The organism is Haloarcula sediminis, assembly GCF_035656455.1.
Taxonomy (GTDB): domain Archaea; phylum Halobacteriota; class Halobacteria; order Halobacteriales; family Haloarculaceae; genus Haloarcula; species Haloarcula sediminis.
Genome location: NZ_JAYMGA010000010.1, coordinates 57,670 through 78,608, shown reverse-complemented (window position 1 = coordinate 78,608; position 20,939 = coordinate 57,670). Strand labels below are relative to the sequence as shown.

Here is a 20,939-nt window from a genome sequence, read left to right as displayed (position 1 = left end):
CTGCATAAGAGCGCATCTTCCTAACCAACAAGACGCGGCAGAAGGCGACAATGTTGGTTAACGAGTGTGGACGCTGGCCGTCTGGAACAGGTATCGGTGGCGGGTGACCGGGGGAGAAATAGTGGCGACGATACGGCGGATGTGAGCAGGTAGGCAGCTCCTTAATTTCAAACTGTTTTAGCCATGTTGAACCGAAGACAGCTGAAGATTGGCTTCAGAGTTTCGCTCGCTGGCACAATGCTCCAAACTAAACACGACCGACGTGACCGGCACCATCTGTTTCACTAGCCGTTCCCATTCAAACTGATTTTTGACTCTTCCACGTTTTTATACGTACTACTGTTGAATCCTGCCACGTATGCCCTCCATCACGCGGCGAAGGACGATTGGACTGCTTACAGGATGTGTTGCACTCGGCGCAATCGGTGGTGCCGTGGCACATACTACACAAAAGAATGCACCGCATCTGATCGTGAACAATCAAACGGATAGTGAACTGGACATCACGACGGTCATTCGCACTGTTGAAGATAGCGAGGTTCTCGTCGACGACACGACAACCATTCCGGCAAACGGCGATCACGGATACACAGATCTCGCGTCCAATGAACCGCTCGACGTGATGATTCGCACGGGAACCGGGTTGGAGAACATGTATCGATGGGAGGAAACTGATCCAGAGAACGCATTATCGGTCGGTGTCTCCATGGACGAAATCGGCTTTGTCGTTGCAACGCCGCCCTAAGACTCGTATATCCCCGAGGAACGGCGCTACGCATTCCGCGAGTGGGCCCAGCGCATCGCCGACACGACCGCCGGCACCTCCGACGACCACCTCACCGACCTGCTCGGTGAAGACGCACTGGCCCAGTTGCTCGGTATCGCCGACCGCCTGAACACCGAGGTCTACGCCGACGGCGGCGACGGAGGCGTCGACCTCCGGTATCGCGGTGCCACCATCGACGTCAAGACCGTCGGCCGCCACCGCGCCGACCCCGCCCTCACCGTCGACGCCTACGACCAACTCCGCGCTGACTACTACGTGCTGGCCAGTCGTGTCGGCTCGAGTGATATGCGGCTACTGGGCTACGCGCCGCAGGAGTTTGTCGCGAACGCGCCGACGCAGACCCACGAGAGACGGCCGTACCACCTGGTCGAGCAGGCGTATCTGTTTCCGCTCGTTGAGTGGTGACACCGACTTCGGGTGCGGAGGTCCTGGTCGGCGCCCTGCTCGTCCCCGCGATGGCGTTGTCGACCGTCTCAACTGTGGCGTGGATGCTGCGGTGACTGTTCTATCCCGATTCTTACCCAACAGTATCGCGTCGGAAGCCACCTGTGTTGGGTAACGGAAGCGCCGCTTCCCGAACCTACCGGTAACCGGTCGGTCGTTCGAACATCAACCACAGTACCTGCGACCCGATGAGCGCCAGACACGGGCTTTCGGAACTACTAAGCGGACTGCAGCTACGGCCTGACAATAATGCCCTCCAGCATTGGCCCCCGTATACGAGAGGTATCGCGCCCGTACTATGCAGAGGCCCTCCCAGCACACGATATCTTCCACGCAAAGCGAGTCCGTGATGTCTCGGTCCAACTGGCGGCCCAGCACTCCGAGTCGATCGACAGAGCCGTCCTCACAGCTGCGGCGTGGTTGCACGACATCGGCCGCCCCCTCGAACGTCTCGGAGAGATCAACGACCACGGCGAGTGGGCCGCGAACGAAGCTACAACCCTACTTGCGGAGGAAGACGTGACACCGGACCAGATCTCCGCCATCGAACACTGTCTCCGGACCCACAGCATCCGGTCGAGTTCGCCAACTCCCACGACACTCGAAGCGAAGTTGCTCTTCGACGCTGACAAGCTCGACGCGGCTGGCGCTGTCGGGCTCGTTCGCCTCGCCTGTATCGTCGGTGAGCGCTCCGGGCGTGCTGAAGACCAGTATGCTGTCCTTGATGATGCGGCCACACTCGATGGAGACCGTCCAGACGGGCCAGATATTGACCTGTTACGGGAGTGGGCGCGCGAACGGCTGGATGCGCTGTACACTTCCCCAGGCCGACGTCTTGGGGAATCCCGATGGGCGTTCATGGAGCAGTTTTTCGCCCAGTTCGCTCACGAAACCGGCGCAGACACAGGCACGTGACACGCCTATACTGACGAGCAATGCTGTCGCGTCGGTAGGCCGGTGACGTAGAGTGTGGCACTGGCTGCAAGATGGCGGAGTAGACTAACCACCACGCGATGCAATTTGAGCCGCCTGTGTTGGTTAACAGAATAGAAGCTCTCGCTCCTGCCACACGTAGCCCCACCCATGACCCACAACAACCCTGACGGCACCCACGAGCGGCGGCTGTGGTGTGACCAGTGCCAGCTCAGCGTGGCGCCGTCGACGGACGGTGGTGAACCCACGTGTCCGGCCTGTGGGAGTGGGTTTTGAGACTCAGTGCCCGCCTATCTCCTGAATCTAGCTCGCCCCACCCCATACCCGACACCGAGCACCAACCCAACGAGGTGGCCGATCACAGCCACCCGACCAGCTGGTACGACACCAGCGTACTGCCCGAGCGTAAACAGAAGGAACTCTGGCGGGAACAGCAACAGTGCACTCTGCCAGTATGCACGCAGTGCCCCTTCGTCCAGCGGCCCATAATCGCTCGTGTCCAGCGCCAGCCCGCCTCGATGTGTGACCAAGAGGTGTGCTCCGTAGAACCCGACGAACGCCAGTACACCGCCACTGGCGCCCAGCATACTGTCACCCGTCACCGCCGAGCCGACCGTCACCGACACCAGCGCCGTTGCGACGAAGAAGCCCAGGACCTCGACGCCACTCAGATGTTGCTCACTCTCGCCGGCGAACAGCCAGAACAAGGTGACATTCCCGAGTATATGCGTCACATTCGCGGGGTCATGCGAGATGGATGCGAGGACAAGTCCCGGTGAGAGTGCCGGGAACGAGTCCGTCGTGAACACCCACTGCCACTGTGCGACCGTCCAGCCGAGATACAGCGTCCCAAGCTGGACGCCGAACCACAGCAGTAACACCAGGACCAACGCCTGCGTGGCTGGCCGCTCCTGGAAGGTGAGCCGTCGACGAACTCCGTCGACGAGCGACGGTCGGTCCGTACTCGCGACCGACGCGTTACACCCAGCCATTGGGAAGACACTCACTGTGAGTCTGGACCAGCTCGGGGAACGACTCAATCTCCTCGAACCGTGGACCCTGGCTAATCTCGTGGCTCTGTTCCTCCCACACGATGTAGCCAGCTGCAGCCAACCGTGGGAGGTGGATATGGACGTATTCAGCGTGAATCGGCGTCCCTGGCGCGGATTCGTCGGCGCGAAGCTCAGTGAAGTGGACTGCCTCCGTTGGCTGGCACGCAGCGAGCCCGGTCAGAATTATATATTGGTTCTTTGTAGCTGGGTTGATGACCATCCTGGGATCAACGGCGGTGATGGCCTGGGTACCACTCTATCTGTTGGACGTATGGGTAGCGGAGTAGAGTCAGTACAATAGTAGGGACTAGCCTAGATCAGCCCCTTCGAATCGTCGATATCCAAGATAGACTGGAATCGTTGCCCATCCAATCAAGACCAAGATACCGAATACGTTCGGAAGATTCGGCCCGGGGATTGTTGTTCCGTACCAAAGTCCTTCGATGAGGTCAGGAATGTAGTAGCGTGCAGCGTTGAACGCTTCAGCTGGGCTCAGCCGATTGACATAGAGGTACCACGTTGGCTCCTCAAGAGAGTAGAAAACAGTCCCTGGACTCGGTGTTTGTGTGGTCCCGGTGAAGACAACCGCGAACAATCGCAGGATGAGGTTCCGCCAGAGTGGTTCAACGATTGCATAAATCCCCATTACAAGACCGATAGCGCGAGTTTCGCTGGCGACGAAACTGGACACGCCGACGGTAAGACCGATCCATGCGAACGCAAAGAGGAGCAGCGCTATTGTACCGCCAAGTACGTTGATGTACCCGATGGTTCCAAATCCGAGGGCAACAACGGCAGCCATGACTGAGAGGGCAAGTAAAACCGTTGTTGCTAGTATCAGTAATCGGCCAAGGTAGGTGCCAAAGACGACACTACGACGGGTCCCTGGCTGTCCGAGCAGTATACGGATGCTTCCGGAGGTTCGTTCGCCAACAATAGATTTGAACCCGATGCCGATCGCCGCGAGTGGCAGCCAGAGCGTGAACTGAGCGACTGCAAGAATGAACGGTTGCGTATGCTGATTCGCAATCGGGGTGGATAGAAACGCCAGGATGTGCGACAGACTGAGAATCGTCATCGCCCCGGCAATCACCCAGATCGATCGAGTACGCAGTGAATCTTTGAAATCTTTCTGCGCGATTGTTGTCAGCGAACTCATTCCGAATCCCCTCCGGTTGTGAGCTGACTAAACAAATCAGCCAGTGACGCTTCCTCGATTTCGATGTTGGTTACGGATACGCCGGAGGCTTCAACTTGCGCGATGACGGTGGATTTCTGCTGGGGATTACGAAGCTGGACATTGAGAGTCCCGTCAGTGTATTCGACATCGCTGACACCGTTGAGGTTGCCCAGTTCGAGCCCCGTCGGCGTGCCGTCAATTGAAAGAGTCAACGTCGATCGCTCGTCGAAGGTATCTCGAAGGCCAGAGATAGTATCGACGGCGACGAGTTCGCCGTCGTTGATGATTGCAACGCGATCACAGACTGCTTCGACCTGTTCGAGGATGTGGGTCGAAAAGAAAACCGTTGTTCCAGCTTCGGCTTCCGCTCGGATTATCTCTCGCATGTCTTGGAGGCCATTCGGGTCGATGCCTGCTGATGGTTCATCGAGAATGAGTACGTCGGGGTCACCAACGAGTGCCATCCCGAACGCCAGTCGCTGCGCCATGCCTTTCGAGTAACTCCCGGCTGCCTGGTCACCGGCATCAGCCAGTCCAACACGGGAGAGGAGTGCATCAGTGTCTTCCTCGCTTCCATGCAAATCTTTGGCCAGTTCGATGTGTTCTATTCCAGTAAGCGAGTCGTATAGGCTGTACTCGTCCGGAAGAACACCGATGTTCTGTCTTACCTTTCGAGGGGTTTGCTGTGGGTCATGGTCTGTAACGACAGCGCGCCCCTCGGTCGGCCGGATGAAATCTAGGAAAACGTCGATGGTCGTCGATTTCCCCGCCCCGTTCGGGCCGAGGAAACCAAACACCTCTCCACGTTCTACGCGGAGATTAAACTCATCAAGCGCTGTTTCCTCATCATACCGCTTGGTCAGCTTTGTGGTTTCGATAGCAGTCATCTGGAGGGCGCTTTACATTTATAATCTGTTCACAAATATATACTGGTTTGACTCTGTAGTTTCGATACACTGCGCTACATTTTACGGATATCGGACGCTCCGGCGAAGGTTGTAGACGGTGGCTTTGAGAATGATTTCACGGAACTCAAGCCACTCAACTTCGCGCACGCACGGCACCGCCGAGCGTGCGCTTGATGCTTGAGAAGACGGTTTCAGACATGAATCGTTGGTGATACCGATCACTGTCCATGCGGGCGTTGTGATCGTGACCGAGTGAGTTAAACAGGCGGTGTTTGATCAACGGGCGGATACCGTTTTGACGGAGTTCGTCACGGAAGGCTTTCGCGTCATATCCTTTGTCAGCAGCGAGGCTCCGCAGGTCGCCCGCCGGATGGCCCCGCGGTTTCGTGCGTTCCTTCGCCGGGAGGTGAGCGCATTGCTGTGAAATCCACGCCGTGCTTGCCCCTCGTGAGAGGCATCACTGTCTGAATCGGCTGATTTGCTTCGTCTTTTCTCTCCGACCGCTCCTCATCACCGCTGAGGAGCGGTCGTGACTGTTGAACCGACCAGTATTCTGGAGCGATTTTCTCCGAGAGACGGTTCTCTCGTGCACGAATTCGGCGGTATTCGCAGCGCCACACGTTTTCGGGATATAGAGCGTCTACAAACGAATAGCGGCCGAATCAGACGAAGTTTGAGATGTTTTCAAGGAACTCCTATGCATCGGTCGCCAGCTGACGAGGAAAGATGGGGCGATTGGAAGAGAACAGCCGATATCATGCTCAGACCGCGAGTCCTGCGGCTTGCCGCAGACGAGCGACAGATACAGCACGCCTTCTCACCCGGCTTTTCGGAGGGAGTTCCCGACCGCCCGGACGAACGTCCTGGCGGTCACGACTGGCGGCGACCTGATTTCTCGCTCCATGCCGACTTTCACCAGAAAGTCGGTGAGTCGCCACAGATTGTACAGTAGCGCTGCGAACGTGAAGTTGAACAACCGTACTCGGTAGTCTGTTGAGGAGGTCTTGGGGAGGTACGCTTTCACCGACTTGTACTGGTTTTCGATGTCCCAGCGACGGCTGTAGCTGTTGGTCACGTGAGCGATCTCGTCGGGATCGACGTGATCGCGGTTCGTCACGAATACGGCGTACTTGCCTTCAGCGTCGTCACTGGTGGCTGGAACGTACAGATATTCTGCAGTATGATCGACGTCCCCGTCTATCCCGACGGGGACGTCGTGGTTGACGGCCGCGTCTACCCCGTCTTTACTCTCGATTTTCTCAATGGCCTCGTAATCCGGCTCGTACTTCGGTACTGGCATCGTGTACAGCAAGCCACGACCGTTGATCTCTGCACGGACGTTTCTCGTGTAGAAGCCACGATCTAGCAGAATCTCGTCCAGATCGACGTACTGCTGGGCTCTCGAAAGCAGACGCGCTACGACGTCTGCTTTCGAGTCAGCTGGGGCGTCGACTGGTTCCCAGTCTGAATGTTCCTTGACGCCCTCAATCCCAAGGATGATCGGAACATCGTTCCCGACGATTGTGATCGTCGCGAACGTGTAGCCGTGTTTCAACTCACCATCGTCGACGTACCCGCTCACCATGGGCGGGTACGTCGACTTCGGAATCTCGTCGTCCTTGTCGATCCACGGCCAGACGTGGTAGGGAACGTGGGTGAAATCGACGGCCGCCACGACGTGGCGGTCGTCGAATGGATCTTCGTACCGAATCGTCTGGAGGATATTCTCGGTCGCTGTATCGAACGCGTCCATGAGATACTCGCGGAACACCTCGGTGAACGCCACGATATCCTCAATCTGTTGCTCTTGGAGTGGGACAGAGACCTCCTGATCAGCCGGCATTGCGAACTGCTTGATCACTCGGAGGAACGTAGAGTCATCACAGGCGTCGTTTTCGTCGAGAAACCAGCCAGCTTCGCCTTCGGAGTGGGCGCTTCCTTGGGTGAGGCATGCCGAGGCGAACAGATCGAGGATCTGTTCGTCCTCGTAGACTTTGTTATCGGCTCTGTGAGAGTCGAACTCGCCGAAGGCATGCCTTCGGGCGAGCTCGACAATTTTGTTCCCCTGCTTTCGAACGTGCTCACGTGTTACGGTCGGTTCATCACCGTCTTCTTCGATATCGTCTTCATCGGGAATGATCGGAACCCGCGCTTCCAACACGACACCGCAGTCAACAGCTTCTTGTACGATACCCGTAGCTGCGGCGTTAAGCGTCCGTTTGGTTTGTTCGCTAAACTGCTGCCACGCGTACGAGAGTGATTGCTGGGACGGTGCCTTCTCCAAATCAAGTATCTTCAGGAGTGATGGTCGGTTTTCGAGACGATCTGCGACCTCGCTCTGGGCGAGGTCGTAGATCTCCTGATAGAGATACACCCGAGCCATCGGCTCAGTCCCGTTTGCGGCTTTGTGTTGCTGTCGGCAGTCAGTGAGTCCTTCAACTGGAATCGATACCTCCCCGAGGACACGCCAGAGATGATCCACTGTTTCACAGACTTCTCCAGCGTGATAGACGATCGCCCCCGCGAGCGCGGGGGCGTCGTCGTCACCTGTTGACATCTGCTCAGAAGTCATCTAGTTCTGAGTCCGTCGGCAAGAGATTTCAACTCGTCACATTGGTCGCTAAATCGACTGGTTCAGATTTCTCTTGAACTCATAGCTGTCTCATCAGTCGATACTACGACACAACGGTATTGTCAGCAGTCTAGTGGTTGGTAGAATTTGAGATCCCGAAAACGTGGCGCCATCTGTGAATAATAATATATCGGTATAACGTTTATACACAGGAATGATATCCACAGAACGCTACTATAATGCTTCAGGACTCTGAATACGGCAAAATTCTATGTGTCACCGAGTGCTTACGTTTACTCCAATAAGCGTAATACCGCCTATCAAAGAACTCTCAACGTGTATGCTTCCACCATTCGATAAAAAGACCGCGGTAGTCAGTCAGTTCTGGTACGAGATGACAGATTGATCGTTACGGTTCATCAGGATTTGTTGAGACACAATATCTTATTCTGATTCAGACATCCCTAACTCTTCTCGGACAATCTCTCGATTCTGTAGCACTGCTCTGAAGAGAGCCGTGTAGAAGTCCCAGTGCTTGTCGAGTTCACCTTCGAACTCTTGGGAGAACTCGTAGTCTACCTGCTTATAGAAAGCGTTGACCTCCTCTTTCACTTCGGGGGGAACGTACACGTTGAAATTTTCGTATGTATCGATCAGCGCCCCCAAGTCCTTGTCTGGGTTCGGGTAGACGTGATCGTCAAGACCGCCTGGTTCAGGGCCCCCTTCGTCTCCTTTCTCTTCAGTTTCTTGCGTTTCTAACGTTTCTGATGTTGCTGACGTTTCTGTTGTTTTCACTTCTTCGCTCGCAGTTTCACCGCCGTCGTGCTCATCGTCTACTGTCTCCTCGTCCTCTTCAACTAACTCAGACGGATCTGTCGGCTGATCACCGCTCACACCCAGTGCCTTTGCTCGCTCGGCCGTCTCTTCCATTTCTTGTTCGAGATCGCTCATGCTTCAGGGGCCTCCTTGATGCGCTCTCGGAGTTCTTCGGTACTCATGTTCCGTGCGTGTTTGAGGTCGACGTCATGATCTGGAGGTGATGTCTGCTCGAGGACATGCTGCACGACTTGGTCAAATACAGGGAACTGGTCGTTCTCGACAGCCTCACTGTGCTTATAGATCGACGCCTGATTCCATTTTGCTCGGTCGAAGGCAGCTCTGTCGTCGACGAGGACTCCTTTCTCGTCGAATGTGTCCTCGAACCAATCGATGACCTTTCGCTTTTCTTTGGTGAGCTTCGTCGAATCGTAGGTCATAGTGAACGCGAGATACTCGATTTCGAGGCTGTGCATCATCGCCAGCGTCTCGTAGTGGTCAAACAGCAGGTTCGCCGAGTGTATCATCTCCGAGCGCGGCTGCATCGGTACGATGACGTTCTCGCCGGCCGTGACAGCATTCTTCGAATACGCTGAAAGATCAGGCGGACAGTCACAGACGATGAAATGGTAGTCCTGGTCGATTTGTTCGATGACCTTGCCGAGTCGGTTCTCACCGGCATCAGCCGAATCGAGTGGCGTCTTGTTCCCGTTGAACGTCGTGTTCGAAGGAATCAGATCGAACTCCTCGTGATCCTTGAGAATGATCTCGTTGATCTCCGACCACTTGTTCACATCCAGGAGAACGTTGTCCAGTGACAGCTGGTCGATGTCCTCGTAGACTTCTCTCTTACCGAGGTTTGCCGTTAGCGACCCCTGTGGGTCGAGGTCGATAAGGAGGACATCGAACCCGCGTGCTGCGAGTCCACCCGCGAGGTTGAGTGCGGTGAAGGTCTTTCCTGTTCCGCCTTTCTGGAACGATACTGCGATTACCTCTGGTTGGGTGGTTTCCGACATTTCTAATGCTCTATTCATTTCGACTGTTTCTAACGCTAAAAACGTTAGTCAGCCACTTGTCTGACGTTTCTAATATTAATAATGTTTCTAACGCTGATTACGTATCAGAGACCATTGACGCTGAGAACGTCATTAATCGGTCTAAGACGGGTACTTTAGCAGGACCGAGATTTCGACTTCACCCATGCTGTTAGAAACACTCTCTATGTTTTTAACATTGGCAGTTTTTCTAACGCTATTAATATTAGAAATGCGCGGTGTTGACTACTCACGCGATACGTCGACCGACGTGAGTGGTGTATCTTCCAGATGTGGCCCGATCTCTCTTCGAGCCCTTCGCTCTGCCTCCTCCGCTGACTTAGCTTGGACCTCAAGGGTCACAAAGAGACCGACGAGAGCAGTCTTTGAAACCAACATCAGGGCTTCTGTCTTACTGTTACAGTCGTTGCAACCCAGGCTTTGCACCTCGATGTTACAGTTCCTTGTGCGATCGCTGGCAGCACTGATCCGCTTGCCGACTTCGCTAACAGCGATATTGATGGCATCTTGTCCCGTGTCAGCTCCACGGACGATCCACGGCACGGAGAACGTCACGCTATGCCATTCATTACCGGTGGTGGCGCTGTGACTCCCATCCTGGGGTGTCGGTTCTGGATGGGATTCACTCTCAACCATCGGGGAACCATCGTTAGTGGCCGTACTAGATTGAGTTTGTCTTTCGGCCATGACGATGCAGAAGCGAGCAACGGTCAATAGGGCAACTCCAAAGACAGTGTAACGAGTTGTGGAACATTTCTTTCCAACAAATCATGTTACCTTCGTCTGAGGTAACGACGATTGAACCGAGCGTTCGTGACTTTGCTCGTCTCTGAGGGCACTTGCTACATGCTCCTGAAATACACGTATGGGCGGACGAGCGCCTTCGAAGTATTCGTTGAAGAGGCCCTGTACCCATTCTATAACACAGGAGTCGGATGATTCGAGAGCTGTTGACTCTGCTTCCGTGACTCCAGTTGAGGGAGCGGGTGCCATGATTACTCGCGAATCGTCGTATATGGCAAGGAGGAGCGGTATCGGTCCGGGAACGAACAGTAGTCGTGCACTTGGCCTGACGGACCCCTCTTCGAGATACACGGAATAATCGTCCTGTGCGGCATAGTCGACAAATCGATGGTCGCTGTGGAACTGGAAGAGAACCTGGTCGGTGAATATAACAGTGACACTAGGGGAGTGTTCGATGACGGGACGATATGCCTGATCGAGTGCAGGGCTCCGGATGGCACTCATACCCTGTAGTCCCTCTAAATCTGCTTTAGCACCGCTCACAAACGCGTTCAATACGTTGTGGGGCTGGTCAGGAGTATTATGTATAAGCGTGGAATCCTCGAGGGCTTCGAGCGGAAACGAATCGAGCTCAGCGGGTAGCCACCGAATGAACTTCTTGTATTCAATAGCTCCTGCTACTATGGTCTGAAGTTGTCCGAATACCTGGTAGAGTAGCTCACCTGTCTCTGATAGCTCATAGACATCAGCCCGGAGTTCGACATAACCATCCTTCTGCAGACAGGTGATTATCCGATGGACCGTTGTTCGAGCGATTGCTCTCTCATCTCGGGCACACTTGACGAGATTGCTCCTTCTAATGGACTCTTCACTGAGAGCACGAAGTAGCCACTGTTGGTGTGATGAACGTGCGAGGCGGGCAAGCGATTCGATTGTTACCTTCGCATCAATATCGGAGTAGGCCTGCAGCAGTCTCGCTCCAGAGCAGGTCAACGTGTACCGCTCGTTCCGCTCTCGAACGAGACCGGCTTCTTCGAGTGGGGCAACCGCTCGATACGTCGTCTGGCGAGTAACATCCGTCATCGCTGCAAGATCGGGAATACAGAGGCTTCCACGTTGGAGGGCTTGCAAGACGCGGATACGCGTTGGATGCTGGCTCCGGTATGATGTGCTAGCACTGGCTTGTACCCGGGAGTCTAGAAGAGATTGGAGGAATTTCTCGGGATTCATACTGCGATTATCGCATATCTGGTGGTTATTAGAGATAATGAGTGTTTGCATACCAGACACTACAGATAGTAATTGTACTCCTCTAGGGTTGACTCTCAGCTAATCTCTGAGGCTGGCCTCGGGAGCAGCCGCAAATAGTATAGCAGTATACGATTTATGAAATATTTACTTGCCGAATTTCTCCGGCTGTGGGCTCCTAAACGCGTGATTAGAAGAGAATGTGAATTGAGCCAGTTGGTCATGATTACGCCGGTAATCACGACCACTTTCAAGTACCCCGACGCCGTCGGTGAACCACGAATGCTGCAATCGGCTCAGAACGGCGCTTCCCCCGGGGTAGAGCCGCCGAGACCGGACTCGCAGAAACGAGGGGAGCCAGTCGATGCCTGACCGAGTACTCTCTACGTTGCTCGACGAGACGTTCGAGCGGTACCTCCAGGACAAGGGGAAAGGTCGCGGTGGTGATGGCGGGAACTATCGACGCAACGTTGCGCGCGAACTCAAGCGATTTGCCGAATGGACTGCCGGCGAACGTGGTCGCGACGATTGGACGGGAGTCGTCCCCGACGACGTCGACCGAGACCCAGCGTTCGAGGACCTCGACGAACGAATGTTCAGAGAGTACGCCCGTTACCTCGCCGGAGATCGGGGACTCAAGCAGAACACGGTACAAACCTATTATCGCTATATCTCTGCGTGGTGCGGCTGGTGCGTCAACGAGGGGTATCTCGAAGCGCACTACGCCCAACGGGCGAGTGCGACGGCGCCGCTGCCTGAGGACGACGGCCGCAAGCCCGGCGACCAGCAGGCCTGGACGTCCGAACAGCGCCACGCACTCACCCGTCACGTTGACGAGCAGGCTCGCAACGCCATAGAGGCGTACACGACACTCCCGGCAGATACTGACCCGCTCGACAAGCAGCGAGCGCGCTACGCGGCGCTGAAGGCGGCACGTGACCGGGCCCTGGTCTTCGTCCTCGCGTACACCGCCGTCCGCGTTGGGGAACTCCTCCGGGACCCGAACGACCCACGCCGGCGTGGCGTCCGCTGGGAGGACCTCTCTCTCGACGACGGGAGTATGGACGTCTACCGGAAGAAACAGCAGTGGGATGCCGCCAGTCTCCCCGACCCGGTGATCTCGCCGCTGCGGAGCTACCGTCAGCTGATGGACCCATCGACTGAGCGGTGGCCAGTGTTTCCGACGTTTGACCAGCGGACGCTCGCAGGGCTTGTCCAAGATGAGCTAACCGACCGAGGGGAACGCCAGGAAGTAATTTCTGAACACCGTGTGGAGTACGCTCGCGACCTCCTGCTGGCAATTGCTGAAGATATTCTCCCGCCGTCAATCACGACTGACGGCGCACGGTCGATTCTCCAGCACCTCTCAGGAGCCGCAGAGATCGACATTGACCATCCGAAACACGACTATCTCGCTCCCCACGGCGGCCGGCGCGGGATGGGTGAGGTCCTCGTCAGAGCCTTTGGATACACCGTGGCGGCCCGATATCTCGACAATTCAGAGGAGATGGTTCGAGAGCGGTACTCTCACATCGAGGCCGGCGAACTCGGTGATGTTGCGACAGAAGCACTCAACGATATCGACTCAATTTGAGGCTACTACACCAAGATCTAGCAGGGGATGATCCTATCAACAAAACTCAATATCTATGACACGTAGCTCATGCTATGCCATACTGCCCGAACTGCGGAGGTCAGGTCAAGGCGGTTCACCATTATTGTGGATCCTGTGGACAGGCATTGTCCGATACAGCTGAATCCGAAACCGATCCACCGATGGCAATCGATAGAGATGGATTCCTGTCACTGCGTTCGCTCTCTTATATCAGTGACCTGTTAGCGGGCGAACGAGACTTCGACCGCGATTCAGTCTCCTACAAGCAATTATCTCGAGAGGTTGATGCTGCGCTTGCAGATTTTGCTCGACTTGCAGTTGTCAAACACCTCGACCTTCTCCAACTCTGGTCAGCGGGCTGGAACGCGGAATCGCTGAGAACGTCCCCCGAGGATATGAATAGCAACCAGTTTCGAGACTACCTCGCTGCCATTGGATTGGGACGTACTCTTCGAATGTACGATGATGCGCTCCATACTGAGTTCGAAGACGAGTTCGACGACCGACTGCAGAAACTGATCGAGTTTGCCGACGAAGAACTGGACGACGAGGAGATCTCCGAGTAAGGAGCTACAGTTGACTCGCTGGACCGTATTCCTCAGACAACGCGTTTTTGAGATCGAAGTCATCTCCCTCTGAGATTTCTTCGATGACATCGTACACGAACTGGAGAGCCTGTACCTCAGCATCCAGATGAGCGAGCTCCTCTTCTCTTCGCTGGATTTTCGAGAGGAGATGAGATTTGAATCGCACCTCGGAGTCCCTGGATACGGGTTCAGACTGTCCAACGTCACTTTGCTGCGGTATGCGTCCATCTGGACGCGGAATTTGACCGGCCTCTAATTCTAACTCGACTCGCCTGACGTGCTTACAGGGGCTCGGGGTAGATGGGTTTTCCCCATCGGGACAGTTGCATTGTCTGTCCAGGAGGTCTACTTCGTATCGCGCGCCTGATTCGGACTGAACCTCATAGAGGCCACCCTGGCGAAGCAGTGCTACGTCCATGTTTTCTTCACGAGCCCGCCGATCGCGGCCATCAACTATCGGCCCCTGTTCGTCTTCTTGGATTGAGGATGAGTTTGTGACTGCCATGTGGAGAGGGATGGAAGAACGAGTGCGACTGTTCGCTCCTCCACGCTCTTCAGAGAGATAAAATTCAGAGCTGGGATATCGACAACAGCAGCAGCGGTAGCAGTATTATTAACGTTAGAAACGAAGGGTGGCCAATCCATTATGAGATTAGAAACGTTAGAAACGAATCCTAACACCGAACCCGGGACTGCATGTTGACTGTCCAATACCTGGGTTCTGAGACTACTCGGGCTCAGCGAGCAACTTCTCACGAGCAGCGTTGATATTCGACCGAACTGCATCTTCGGTCACATCTCGGATTTCAGCCCACTGGGCGACAGTGAACCGCTCTGCTTCCTCGACGACGATCCAGTCGACAGCCTCGTGAATCGAGAGTTCCCCGGCGATCAGTTCCGTGACTCGTTCGAGGAAGTCCTGGTCGTCCCAAGCGAGATCGACTTCTTCGAACCGGTGGTTCTCAGGGTCGTACGAGGCGACCATCTGGATGGCACCGTTCTGTTCGAGTTCTGCACGAACGTGAGCAGGCAGAGAATCCAGTGCAGTCTCTGGCAACGGGTAGGCTGGGACATCGTGGAGCGAGGAAACGTCGAAGGGTGTGAGACTGCGGTGTGACTCGTCTCCGAATTTCATTAGGTAGCTCGTTTCCGCGGTGAGCTGTGTCCGTCCCTCGAGTAGTAGATCTGCGAGTTCGGGATACTCACTACGATCAACCGAGCCTGTTTTGGAGATTGTGACGAAGTCGCGACCACTGCCAGTTCCGGGTTGAGCTGCCATCGAAATCCTCCGTTGTATGACTCAGATTCGTCGCGAACGAATATCAGTCTGCCTGCAGTCTCGATCTTCAGTCTCTGGCTCTGTTTCCAACTCACGTAGCGCCGCTGCTCGCGCTGCGAGCATTCTGAGAACCCAACGTCGTCCTTCATGCTGATTCTCGTAGGCCACGTACTGCTGGACGGTTGGGATATCGTGCATACAGACGATTCCTCCTCGTATCAGCCTTTGCTGGTTGGTCTCCAGAAGTCTCTCCGGAGGCAACACTTCTGCGATTCGCGTAGGTTCCAGCTGTCTCATTGACCTCTCTTGTGTAGGTATTGACACCAACTGGTCCCGAAAGGAACTCCTCCGCAACGGGTTACCCCACGAATTGCATTCTGCTCACTACGTGGGGTAACTTCGGTAGCACTTAGTAAGAGAATGAGCGACGGCCTCATACAGGCTATTCTCCTTCACCGTCCGTAGTTGACGAGCCGAAAAGCGGCTGAATGGCCGCTAGCCGTCCGTCTAGCGTACGTTGATCACGGCTTGTCGCTGCGAAAAGAGCCGCCTGAATACTCTCGCTGATGTCACTACTGCTCTCAATTGGTCTCTCATCCACAAAGCCTCGGCAGCGAGGCATATCGATACGGCTTGACCGAGACGGTGCGAGTTCGATTCCGTGATCCGAGAGGGTTGATTCCACCGGGGTTCCGTCGACGGCGATTCCACCACTATCGAACACCGTCTGTCTGGAGACTGTTCGCTTCAGCGTGGATTGCCTGTCCGCTTGAACCGATTCATTCTGAGTTTCTTGTTCGGTTGCCATGGCTTCGTGGAGAAGCCAGCTTCTGTCCGGCCCCTCCACTCTGTTCGGGTCGATAAACCAGCGCTGATACGGCCCTATCTTTCCATTTGAGCCCAGGTTCGGTTAGAGCTCTTGAAAAGTATAGGCACCACCACGGGGGCCATCACCTTGGATGAACGGTCCTTCGAGATGGACCTCCAGCGTGTCAGGCCGTCCGCCGTTGAAGCGGCCCGTTACCGAGAACGGAGCCAGCCATGGACCTCTTCCAGCACTGTTCTCATTCGTGCGGCAAGCATCATTGGTGACGGGTTCGAGATAGATTTCGCCCACCCGGTCGTTCATCAAGACATGCGTCAGACCAAACGTATCGCACTCCCACTCAAGATGGACATTCCCTTCAACGATGAATCGATCACCAGCTACTGATACTGCTAATGTATCGTCTTCCAGCAGATGGTAATCAAAAACCCACTCTGTCCCCATGTGAACAGTTACGTCCGTCAACTGGAGATTTCCCTCAGGGTCGTCTATCCAGGGATGATCGTTAGTTAGGGGACTATCGACGGGTCCATTGACGAATTCATTCCCAAGAGTTGTTTCAGCTGACCCAGATGCGTCGGGGCTCTCTATCTCGGACTGAGGTTCCCTATCGTCTCTTGAGTTGGATGTCTCGTCTCTCCCAACCTCTTGACCCGACGAAACACTCGTCTCTTGTTCAGGGGATACATCATCCCCAGTTTGATTGAGGAAGCCGAGGCAGCCGGAGAGGGCCGTAAGTACAGTAACTGTGCCAGCTGAGAGAACCCGACGCCGGCGCCAGCTATCTTCCTGGTAAAAGGAGAGCGGACGGGAGTCATCATCTTGAGGCCGGGTATCGAGGGCTGGCATAGCGACAATCGAAGGAAGGGACGTTGGCAGACAGGAAATAGACACAGTTGTTGCGGAATACGCAACTATGCGCTCATCTGATAGTGCACGATAGTTACCCCACGATCTAATACAGTCCTGCAAATCGTGGGGTAACTCAGAATCTGCCAAATCAAAACTAAGCCTCACGTCTGCTCCAAGCTGTGAAGTTCCGGAGTATCCTAGTCAGAAAAATCCGGACTCACGAACCGGCGGGCTCGATGCGGGATCTCGAGTCCCTTGGTTACTGGTAGAAAGATAGAGTTCTGGTCGCCGGCGACGACAGCTGCAAGCAGTTCGTGCTTGCAGAGGACTCTCCAAGGTTGATCATGCTTGTATGGACACGAACAGACAAGGCCATCCGACCAGGGGATGAACGGATACCGTCCCCCAGTCGTATACTCTCCCACGAGCAGTGGTGCCGGGAGTTCTATTCCGAACTCGCTCGGACGTGCTGCCGCAGAACTCTCACTACAGGATAGGTCTGCTTCCCGAATGACGTACTTCGCTGGGAGACTGTGAGATCGAGCATACTTGGAAGGTGTTTGATCGTCATCTCCGAGGACGACCATCCCAACGAGCGTGTTCTGCCTGGTAAGGGCCTCAGCGTTTGGCTGGGGTCCAGCACTACTCCCAAAGAGCGTCCCGTACGACGATTTTTTCAGAACTTGGTACAGATTGAGCCAGGGAATCAGCTTCCTGTACCAGGTCGCACGGCGCTTGCGCTCGGAGTGAAGCGCTTCTTCTGGATCCGTCGCTGACCGACACTGCCGCAAGCGGTGAGCGAGAAACGCAGGTGCCTCACTGAGAGCTCGATCATCCTCGAAGCAATCGTAGTATCGCTCTTCTTCCTTGAGCGTCCGACAGCACGTCTCTTCGGCGTATTTCAGACCTTCCGGTTTCGCCGTCCCTGATTGTTTCCAGGGATCTATATTCTCAGGACCGCCCTTCCAAGAGTTGTACTTCTCCAGTAATTGATCGCGGCGGATGGGGCCGCCAGCCATGAAATCGAGCCGAATACGGTGTTCGACTGGTTCAATTGCCGGAGGATCGGTCTCGACATCGTAGTTGTGTAGAGCGTCGGTTCCACCCATGGACCCTGGTGGGAGTCGAAGGGGCGGTAGCGTCGACGACGCGGCGTGGATGTGTCTTCGTTGCATTCGTCTCACGGGCTGAACTGGACTCCGCCCTGTACCCCATTCGGGCGGATAAACCGAGGTGAGCGTGGAGTTTAGAAACCGACGAGAAGACTGGCGAATTGATCGAGTCGGTCGTCTAGCTGATCCCCATCGTAGATTGTCGCTTCCCGTTCGTAGTATGTGGCGAGCTCTGAGGCATCAGCCGATAGATTCCCTGCCTGAGTGTCAGTAGCGATTGTGAGAGAACAGATTGGGGCTGGGGATGCTCGGATCTGTTCGATGACATCGTCGACGCTACTGGGCTCTCCGTCGGTGACAGCCACGATAAGCGGTTCATCGCGATGGTCCTCGACGAGCTGACTTGCGAGTTCGAGCGCGTCTGCCAACGGCGTACCCCCGCCACAGTCCGTGTCCAGTAACGTCGCCTGGATGTGTCGCGTCTCGACTGAGAACGGCTTTAGGAGCCGGGCATGGCTGTCGATGAAATCAACTATCGCGACATCAATCCCCAACTCTTCGGCGGCGACGGCAAACCGCGCCAGCGCCTTCGTCGCGACCTCGATCTTCGGAGGCTCGCCGTTCCGCATCGAGCCAGACCGGTCGAGAACCAACACCAGTGCGTATCGCTTCTCGCGCCCCGGCGTGTCGACTTTGCAGACCCGGGGATCACCGATCAGAAGCCGATGTCCCGCAGTAGTATCGTATCCGCCGGCGGTCAAGCCTCGCCGGACACCACGCTGTCGGTCGAGACGGAGCTGTTTCTCGAGCGTGCCAGCTACCTGAGCAGCGCCGTCTTCGATGTCAGCCGATACGCCTGGTGGTGCGAGGTCGTCAGCGATTGGGACGATCTCCAGTTCGTCGAGCTGTCCTGGTCCTCCTACGTTGCCGCCGCCTGTTTGGTCGTCTGAACCATCTCGGGCTAGCCGGTGGGCGAGATCTTCCAGCTCCCGCTCTAAGGCGTCGGTGTCGATTCCCTCTCGATCTGCTTCGTCGTGAGCGGCTGTCCGGTCTCCTTCGAGTGCCCCTTCGTAGGCGTCTGCCTCCTCAGTAGAATCACGATCGAGTACCTCAGCATGCGCTGGGCCGGGATCGGCTATAGAGTCTAGCTGTTCGTCGGGTGAGGGACTCGTGATCAGTGGCGCCCGTCGGTCATGACCCTGCTCTAAGCCCTCGTGAGAGTTGGTTGTCTCTCCCACTTCGTGGTCGTTATGAGAAGCGTCGACAGCGTCGAAGTCTCCAATGGTCGACTGACCTGCATCAATATAATCGTCATCCCTCTTTTCCTCCACTGAGGGCTCTCCACTCTGCGGGGAATCAAGGTGTGCCCCAGGCTGTTCAATAGAACGAGCAAGTGCCCGCGCTCTAGAGTCGAAGGATTTCGGGCTCTGTGACGGTTGGTCTTCATCACTGTCGGTCGAACCTAGTGTCTCGTCGGAATCGGGTGTTGACGTACCAGCGTCGAGGGAATCAGGGGTCTGTGGGGAAGGTGTCGCTTCGAGATTCTCGTCGAATGAATCCGCAGTGATCGAGGGCTGTCTGAGGACGTCTTGAAATGGATCGTCGGTCGCGCTCCGTTCGAGTTGCGGGTGCTCATCGTGAACTCCGCCAGCCCCCTCGTCGATTGGCTGTTCTGGATCAGAGTTAGAATCTGCTGCTCCGGGAGAATCGGAGTCCGATGAGGGGTTGGTGTCTACATCAGAGTCCCCAGAATCGTCCTGATCTGGCGACTGTGTTGATGCTTCGGAGTTCTCCTCTAGGAGTGGCAGGATTGCCGACTGCCACGTCTCGACGACCAACTGGGCTCGCCGTACAGATGCCGTCTTGTCGTGGCTATGGGTGATGTCGTCGCGTTTTGCACCCCGGATTGTGAGGGTATCTCGTGCTAACGCTTGGAGTACCTCTTGAACAGCGTCGAATCCCGAGGCATCCGCCTCTGACGCGAAGGCTATCCGTTCATCGTCTTCGTCGAGTAGAACCTCTGTGATACCCGTCGGATAGATTGCCCACTCGTAGAGGGCGCTCGTCACGGCATCCCAGAATGAGAATAGGACTTGCTCGCCGTCAGGGAGATCATCAGGAACCTGCGAGTGGATTCGGCGGGTGAGTTCGAGGCGTATCTCGGCGTTGTCGCTGAAGTTTGCCCCCTCAATCGCTTCCTGTTCGATGGCACCGTCCTCGATGATATTGATGAGGTCGTGTACCTGTTGGCGGTGGTTGGGCTCGATCTCGGATTCGAGAAGTTCTGCAATGGGGCCGATTGCCGTTTTGAGAATATGAAGCAGTTCGTGAAAGGCGAGACCGAATTGGTGAGCGTGGTCAGCTGTCAGCTGATCGTTCACTGGGATTCGGTCTATTGGTGCTGGATCTGTCGTCACTAGTATGAGGAACTCAGCGTCGACGCTTTCGAGCAATTGTGCGGCCTGCTGCCGTTCAAGCTCGGTCGCATCACTTCTCACGAGCGCATCGGCTTCTGCTGGCAGGACTGCGGCGGTCTTGACGGCTGGCGTAAGAATGACCTCTACGTCGAGACCTAAAGGCAGGTGTCCACGAATGAACGCCCGGAGCCTATCGGACCTGCTAGCCGAGGTTCGGACGAGAGAAGCAGTATCGGGTGTGGACTTCTCTACTGGATGTATCGTATCGGTTTGGTGGATGGCGGACATATGAATGTACGAGAAGCCGTGGTCTCCTCAATCTCTTATGCGAGATAAACTTCTATGGAGAGTCGGTGTCTCAAAACTCCTGATATAGATGCTGAAAAATCCACGGGTATGTTCTTCATTGAGCACTGGAAAGAGGGTTATCAACCGTTTACGTGGAATGCTCATCGTGGAGTAAACCAGTGTTCTGTCGTAGAGGGTAACAATCATCAATTCTAACTAAGCGA

General features: G+C 55.5%; 17 protein-coding genes and 2 pseudogenes. 5 read left to right on the top strand and 14 right to left on the bottom strand.

From position 1 onward, the window contains the following. Positions 1 to 155 precede the first annotated feature (155 nt). From VJ162_RS16105 to VJ162_RS16090, 4 genes and pseudogenes are all read left to right on the top strand, one after another. Positions 156 to 251: pseudogene (locus VJ162_RS16105) on the top strand (IS6 family transposase); the annotation flags it as partial. Positions 252 to 358: 107 nt separating this feature from the next. After that, entirely contained in the window at positions 359 to 745 is a 387-nt protein-coding gene (locus tag VJ162_RS16100; RefSeq protein ID WP_324665749.1) for a hypothetical protein, read from the top strand. A 126-nt stretch (positions 746 to 871) separates the two neighbouring features. Further along, on the top strand, positions 872 to 1,192 hold the full coding sequence (locus VJ162_RS16095; protein WP_324665748.1) for a hypothetical protein: 321 nt from the start codon (positions 872 to 874) through the stop codon (positions 1,190 to 1,192). 288 nt (positions 1,193 to 1,480) lie between these two features. Next, a complete protein-coding gene (locus VJ162_RS16090; protein ID WP_324665747.1) occupies positions 1,481 to 2,146 on the top strand; it encodes an HD domain-containing protein in 666 nt (221 codons plus the stop codon). 308 nt (positions 2,147 to 2,454) lie between these two features. Here VJ162_RS16090 and VJ162_RS16085 read toward each other — a convergent pair whose 3' ends face one another. The 9 genes and pseudogenes from VJ162_RS16085 to VJ162_RS16045 form a co-directional block, all read right to left on the bottom strand. Further along, a complete protein-coding gene (locus tag VJ162_RS16085; protein ID WP_324665746.1) occupies positions 2,455 to 3,156 on the bottom strand; it encodes a rhomboid family intramembrane serine protease in 702 nt (233 codons plus the stop codon). Positions 3,157 to 3,523: 367 nt separating this feature from the next. After that, complete coding sequence (locus VJ162_RS16080; RefSeq protein ID WP_324665745.1) at positions 3,524 to 4,375, bottom strand: ABC transporter permease; 852 nt, start codon at positions 4,373 to 4,375, stop codon at positions 3,524 to 3,526. Next, positions 4,372 to 5,283 carry an ABC transporter ATP-binding protein gene (locus tag VJ162_RS16075; protein ID WP_324665744.1) on the bottom strand — a complete coding sequence of 304 codons (912 nt, stop codon included), beginning with the start codon at positions 5,281 to 5,283 and terminating at the stop codon, positions 4,372 to 4,374. The genes VJ162_RS16080 and VJ162_RS16075 overlap by 4 nt, the downstream gene beginning before the upstream one ends. Positions 5,284 to 5,364: 81 nt before the next feature. Then, positions 5,365 to 5,671, bottom strand: a pseudogene (locus VJ162_RS16070) (transposase); the annotation flags it as partial. Between the two features lie 450 nt (positions 5,672 to 6,121). Continuing rightward, entirely contained in the window at positions 6,122 to 7,861 is a 1,740-nt protein-coding gene (locus VJ162_RS16065) for a transposase (RefSeq protein ID WP_324665793.1), read from the bottom strand. Between the two features lie 459 nt (positions 7,862 to 8,320). Further along, a complete protein-coding gene (locus VJ162_RS16060; RefSeq protein WP_324665743.1) occupies positions 8,321 to 8,827 on the bottom strand; it encodes a hypothetical protein in 507 nt (168 codons plus the stop codon). Beyond that, on the bottom strand, positions 8,824 to 9,708 hold the full coding sequence (locus VJ162_RS16055; protein ID WP_324665742.1) for a ParA family protein: 885 nt from the start codon (positions 9,706 to 9,708) through the stop codon (positions 8,824 to 8,826). The genes VJ162_RS16060 and VJ162_RS16055 overlap by 4 nt, the downstream gene beginning before the upstream one ends. Positions 9,709 to 9,972: 264 nt before the next feature. Next, positions 9,973 to 10,383 carry a DUF555 domain-containing protein gene (locus tag VJ162_RS16050; RefSeq protein WP_324665741.1) on the bottom strand — a complete coding sequence of 137 codons (411 nt, stop codon included), beginning with the start codon at positions 10,381 to 10,383 and terminating at the stop codon, positions 9,973 to 9,975. 132 nt (positions 10,384 to 10,515) lie between these two features. Further along, positions 10,516 to 11,721, bottom strand: a complete 1,206-nt coding sequence (locus VJ162_RS16045; protein ID WP_324665740.1) for a transcriptional regulator FilR1 domain-containing protein — start codon at positions 11,719 to 11,721, stop codon at positions 10,516 to 10,518. A gap of 382 nt (positions 11,722 to 12,103) precedes the next feature. On the opposite strand from VJ162_RS16045, the gene VJ162_RS16040 reads away from it, so the two are divergent. Next, complete coding sequence (locus VJ162_RS16040) at positions 12,104 to 13,333, top strand: tyrosine-type recombinase/integrase (RefSeq protein ID WP_324665739.1); 1,230 nt, start codon at positions 12,104 to 12,106, stop codon at positions 13,331 to 13,333. Between the two features lie 591 nt (positions 13,334 to 13,924). Here the strand turns inward: VJ162_RS16040 and VJ162_RS16035 are convergent. From VJ162_RS16035 to VJ162_RS16015, 5 genes are all read right to left on the bottom strand, one after another. Further along, positions 13,925 to 14,446, bottom strand: a complete 522-nt coding sequence (locus VJ162_RS16035) for a hypothetical protein (protein ID WP_324665738.1) — start codon at positions 14,444 to 14,446, stop codon at positions 13,925 to 13,927. A 222-nt stretch (positions 14,447 to 14,668) separates the two neighbouring features. Then, positions 14,669 to 15,220: a hypothetical protein gene (locus VJ162_RS16030; protein ID WP_324665737.1), complete on the bottom strand. Its 552-nt coding sequence runs from the start codon at positions 15,218 to 15,220 to the stop codon at positions 14,669 to 14,671. A 910-nt stretch (positions 15,221 to 16,130) separates the two neighbouring features. Beyond that, positions 16,131 to 16,490: a hypothetical protein gene (locus VJ162_RS16025; protein ID WP_324665736.1), complete on the bottom strand. Its 360-nt coding sequence runs from the start codon at positions 16,488 to 16,490 to the stop codon at positions 16,131 to 16,133. 605 nt (positions 16,491 to 17,095) lie between these two features. Further along, the gene (locus VJ162_RS16020; RefSeq protein WP_324665735.1) at positions 17,096 to 18,007 is read right to left on the bottom strand and encodes a hypothetical protein; all 912 of its coding nucleotides are present in this window, start codon (positions 18,005 to 18,007) and stop codon (positions 17,096 to 17,098) included. Between the two features lie 137 nt (positions 18,008 to 18,144). After that, positions 18,145 to 20,715 carry a VWA domain-containing protein gene (locus tag VJ162_RS16015; RefSeq protein ID WP_324665734.1) on the bottom strand — a complete coding sequence of 857 codons (2,571 nt, stop codon included), beginning with the start codon at positions 20,713 to 20,715 and terminating at the stop codon, positions 18,145 to 18,147. Between the last annotated feature and the right edge of the window lie 224 nt (positions 20,716 to 20,939).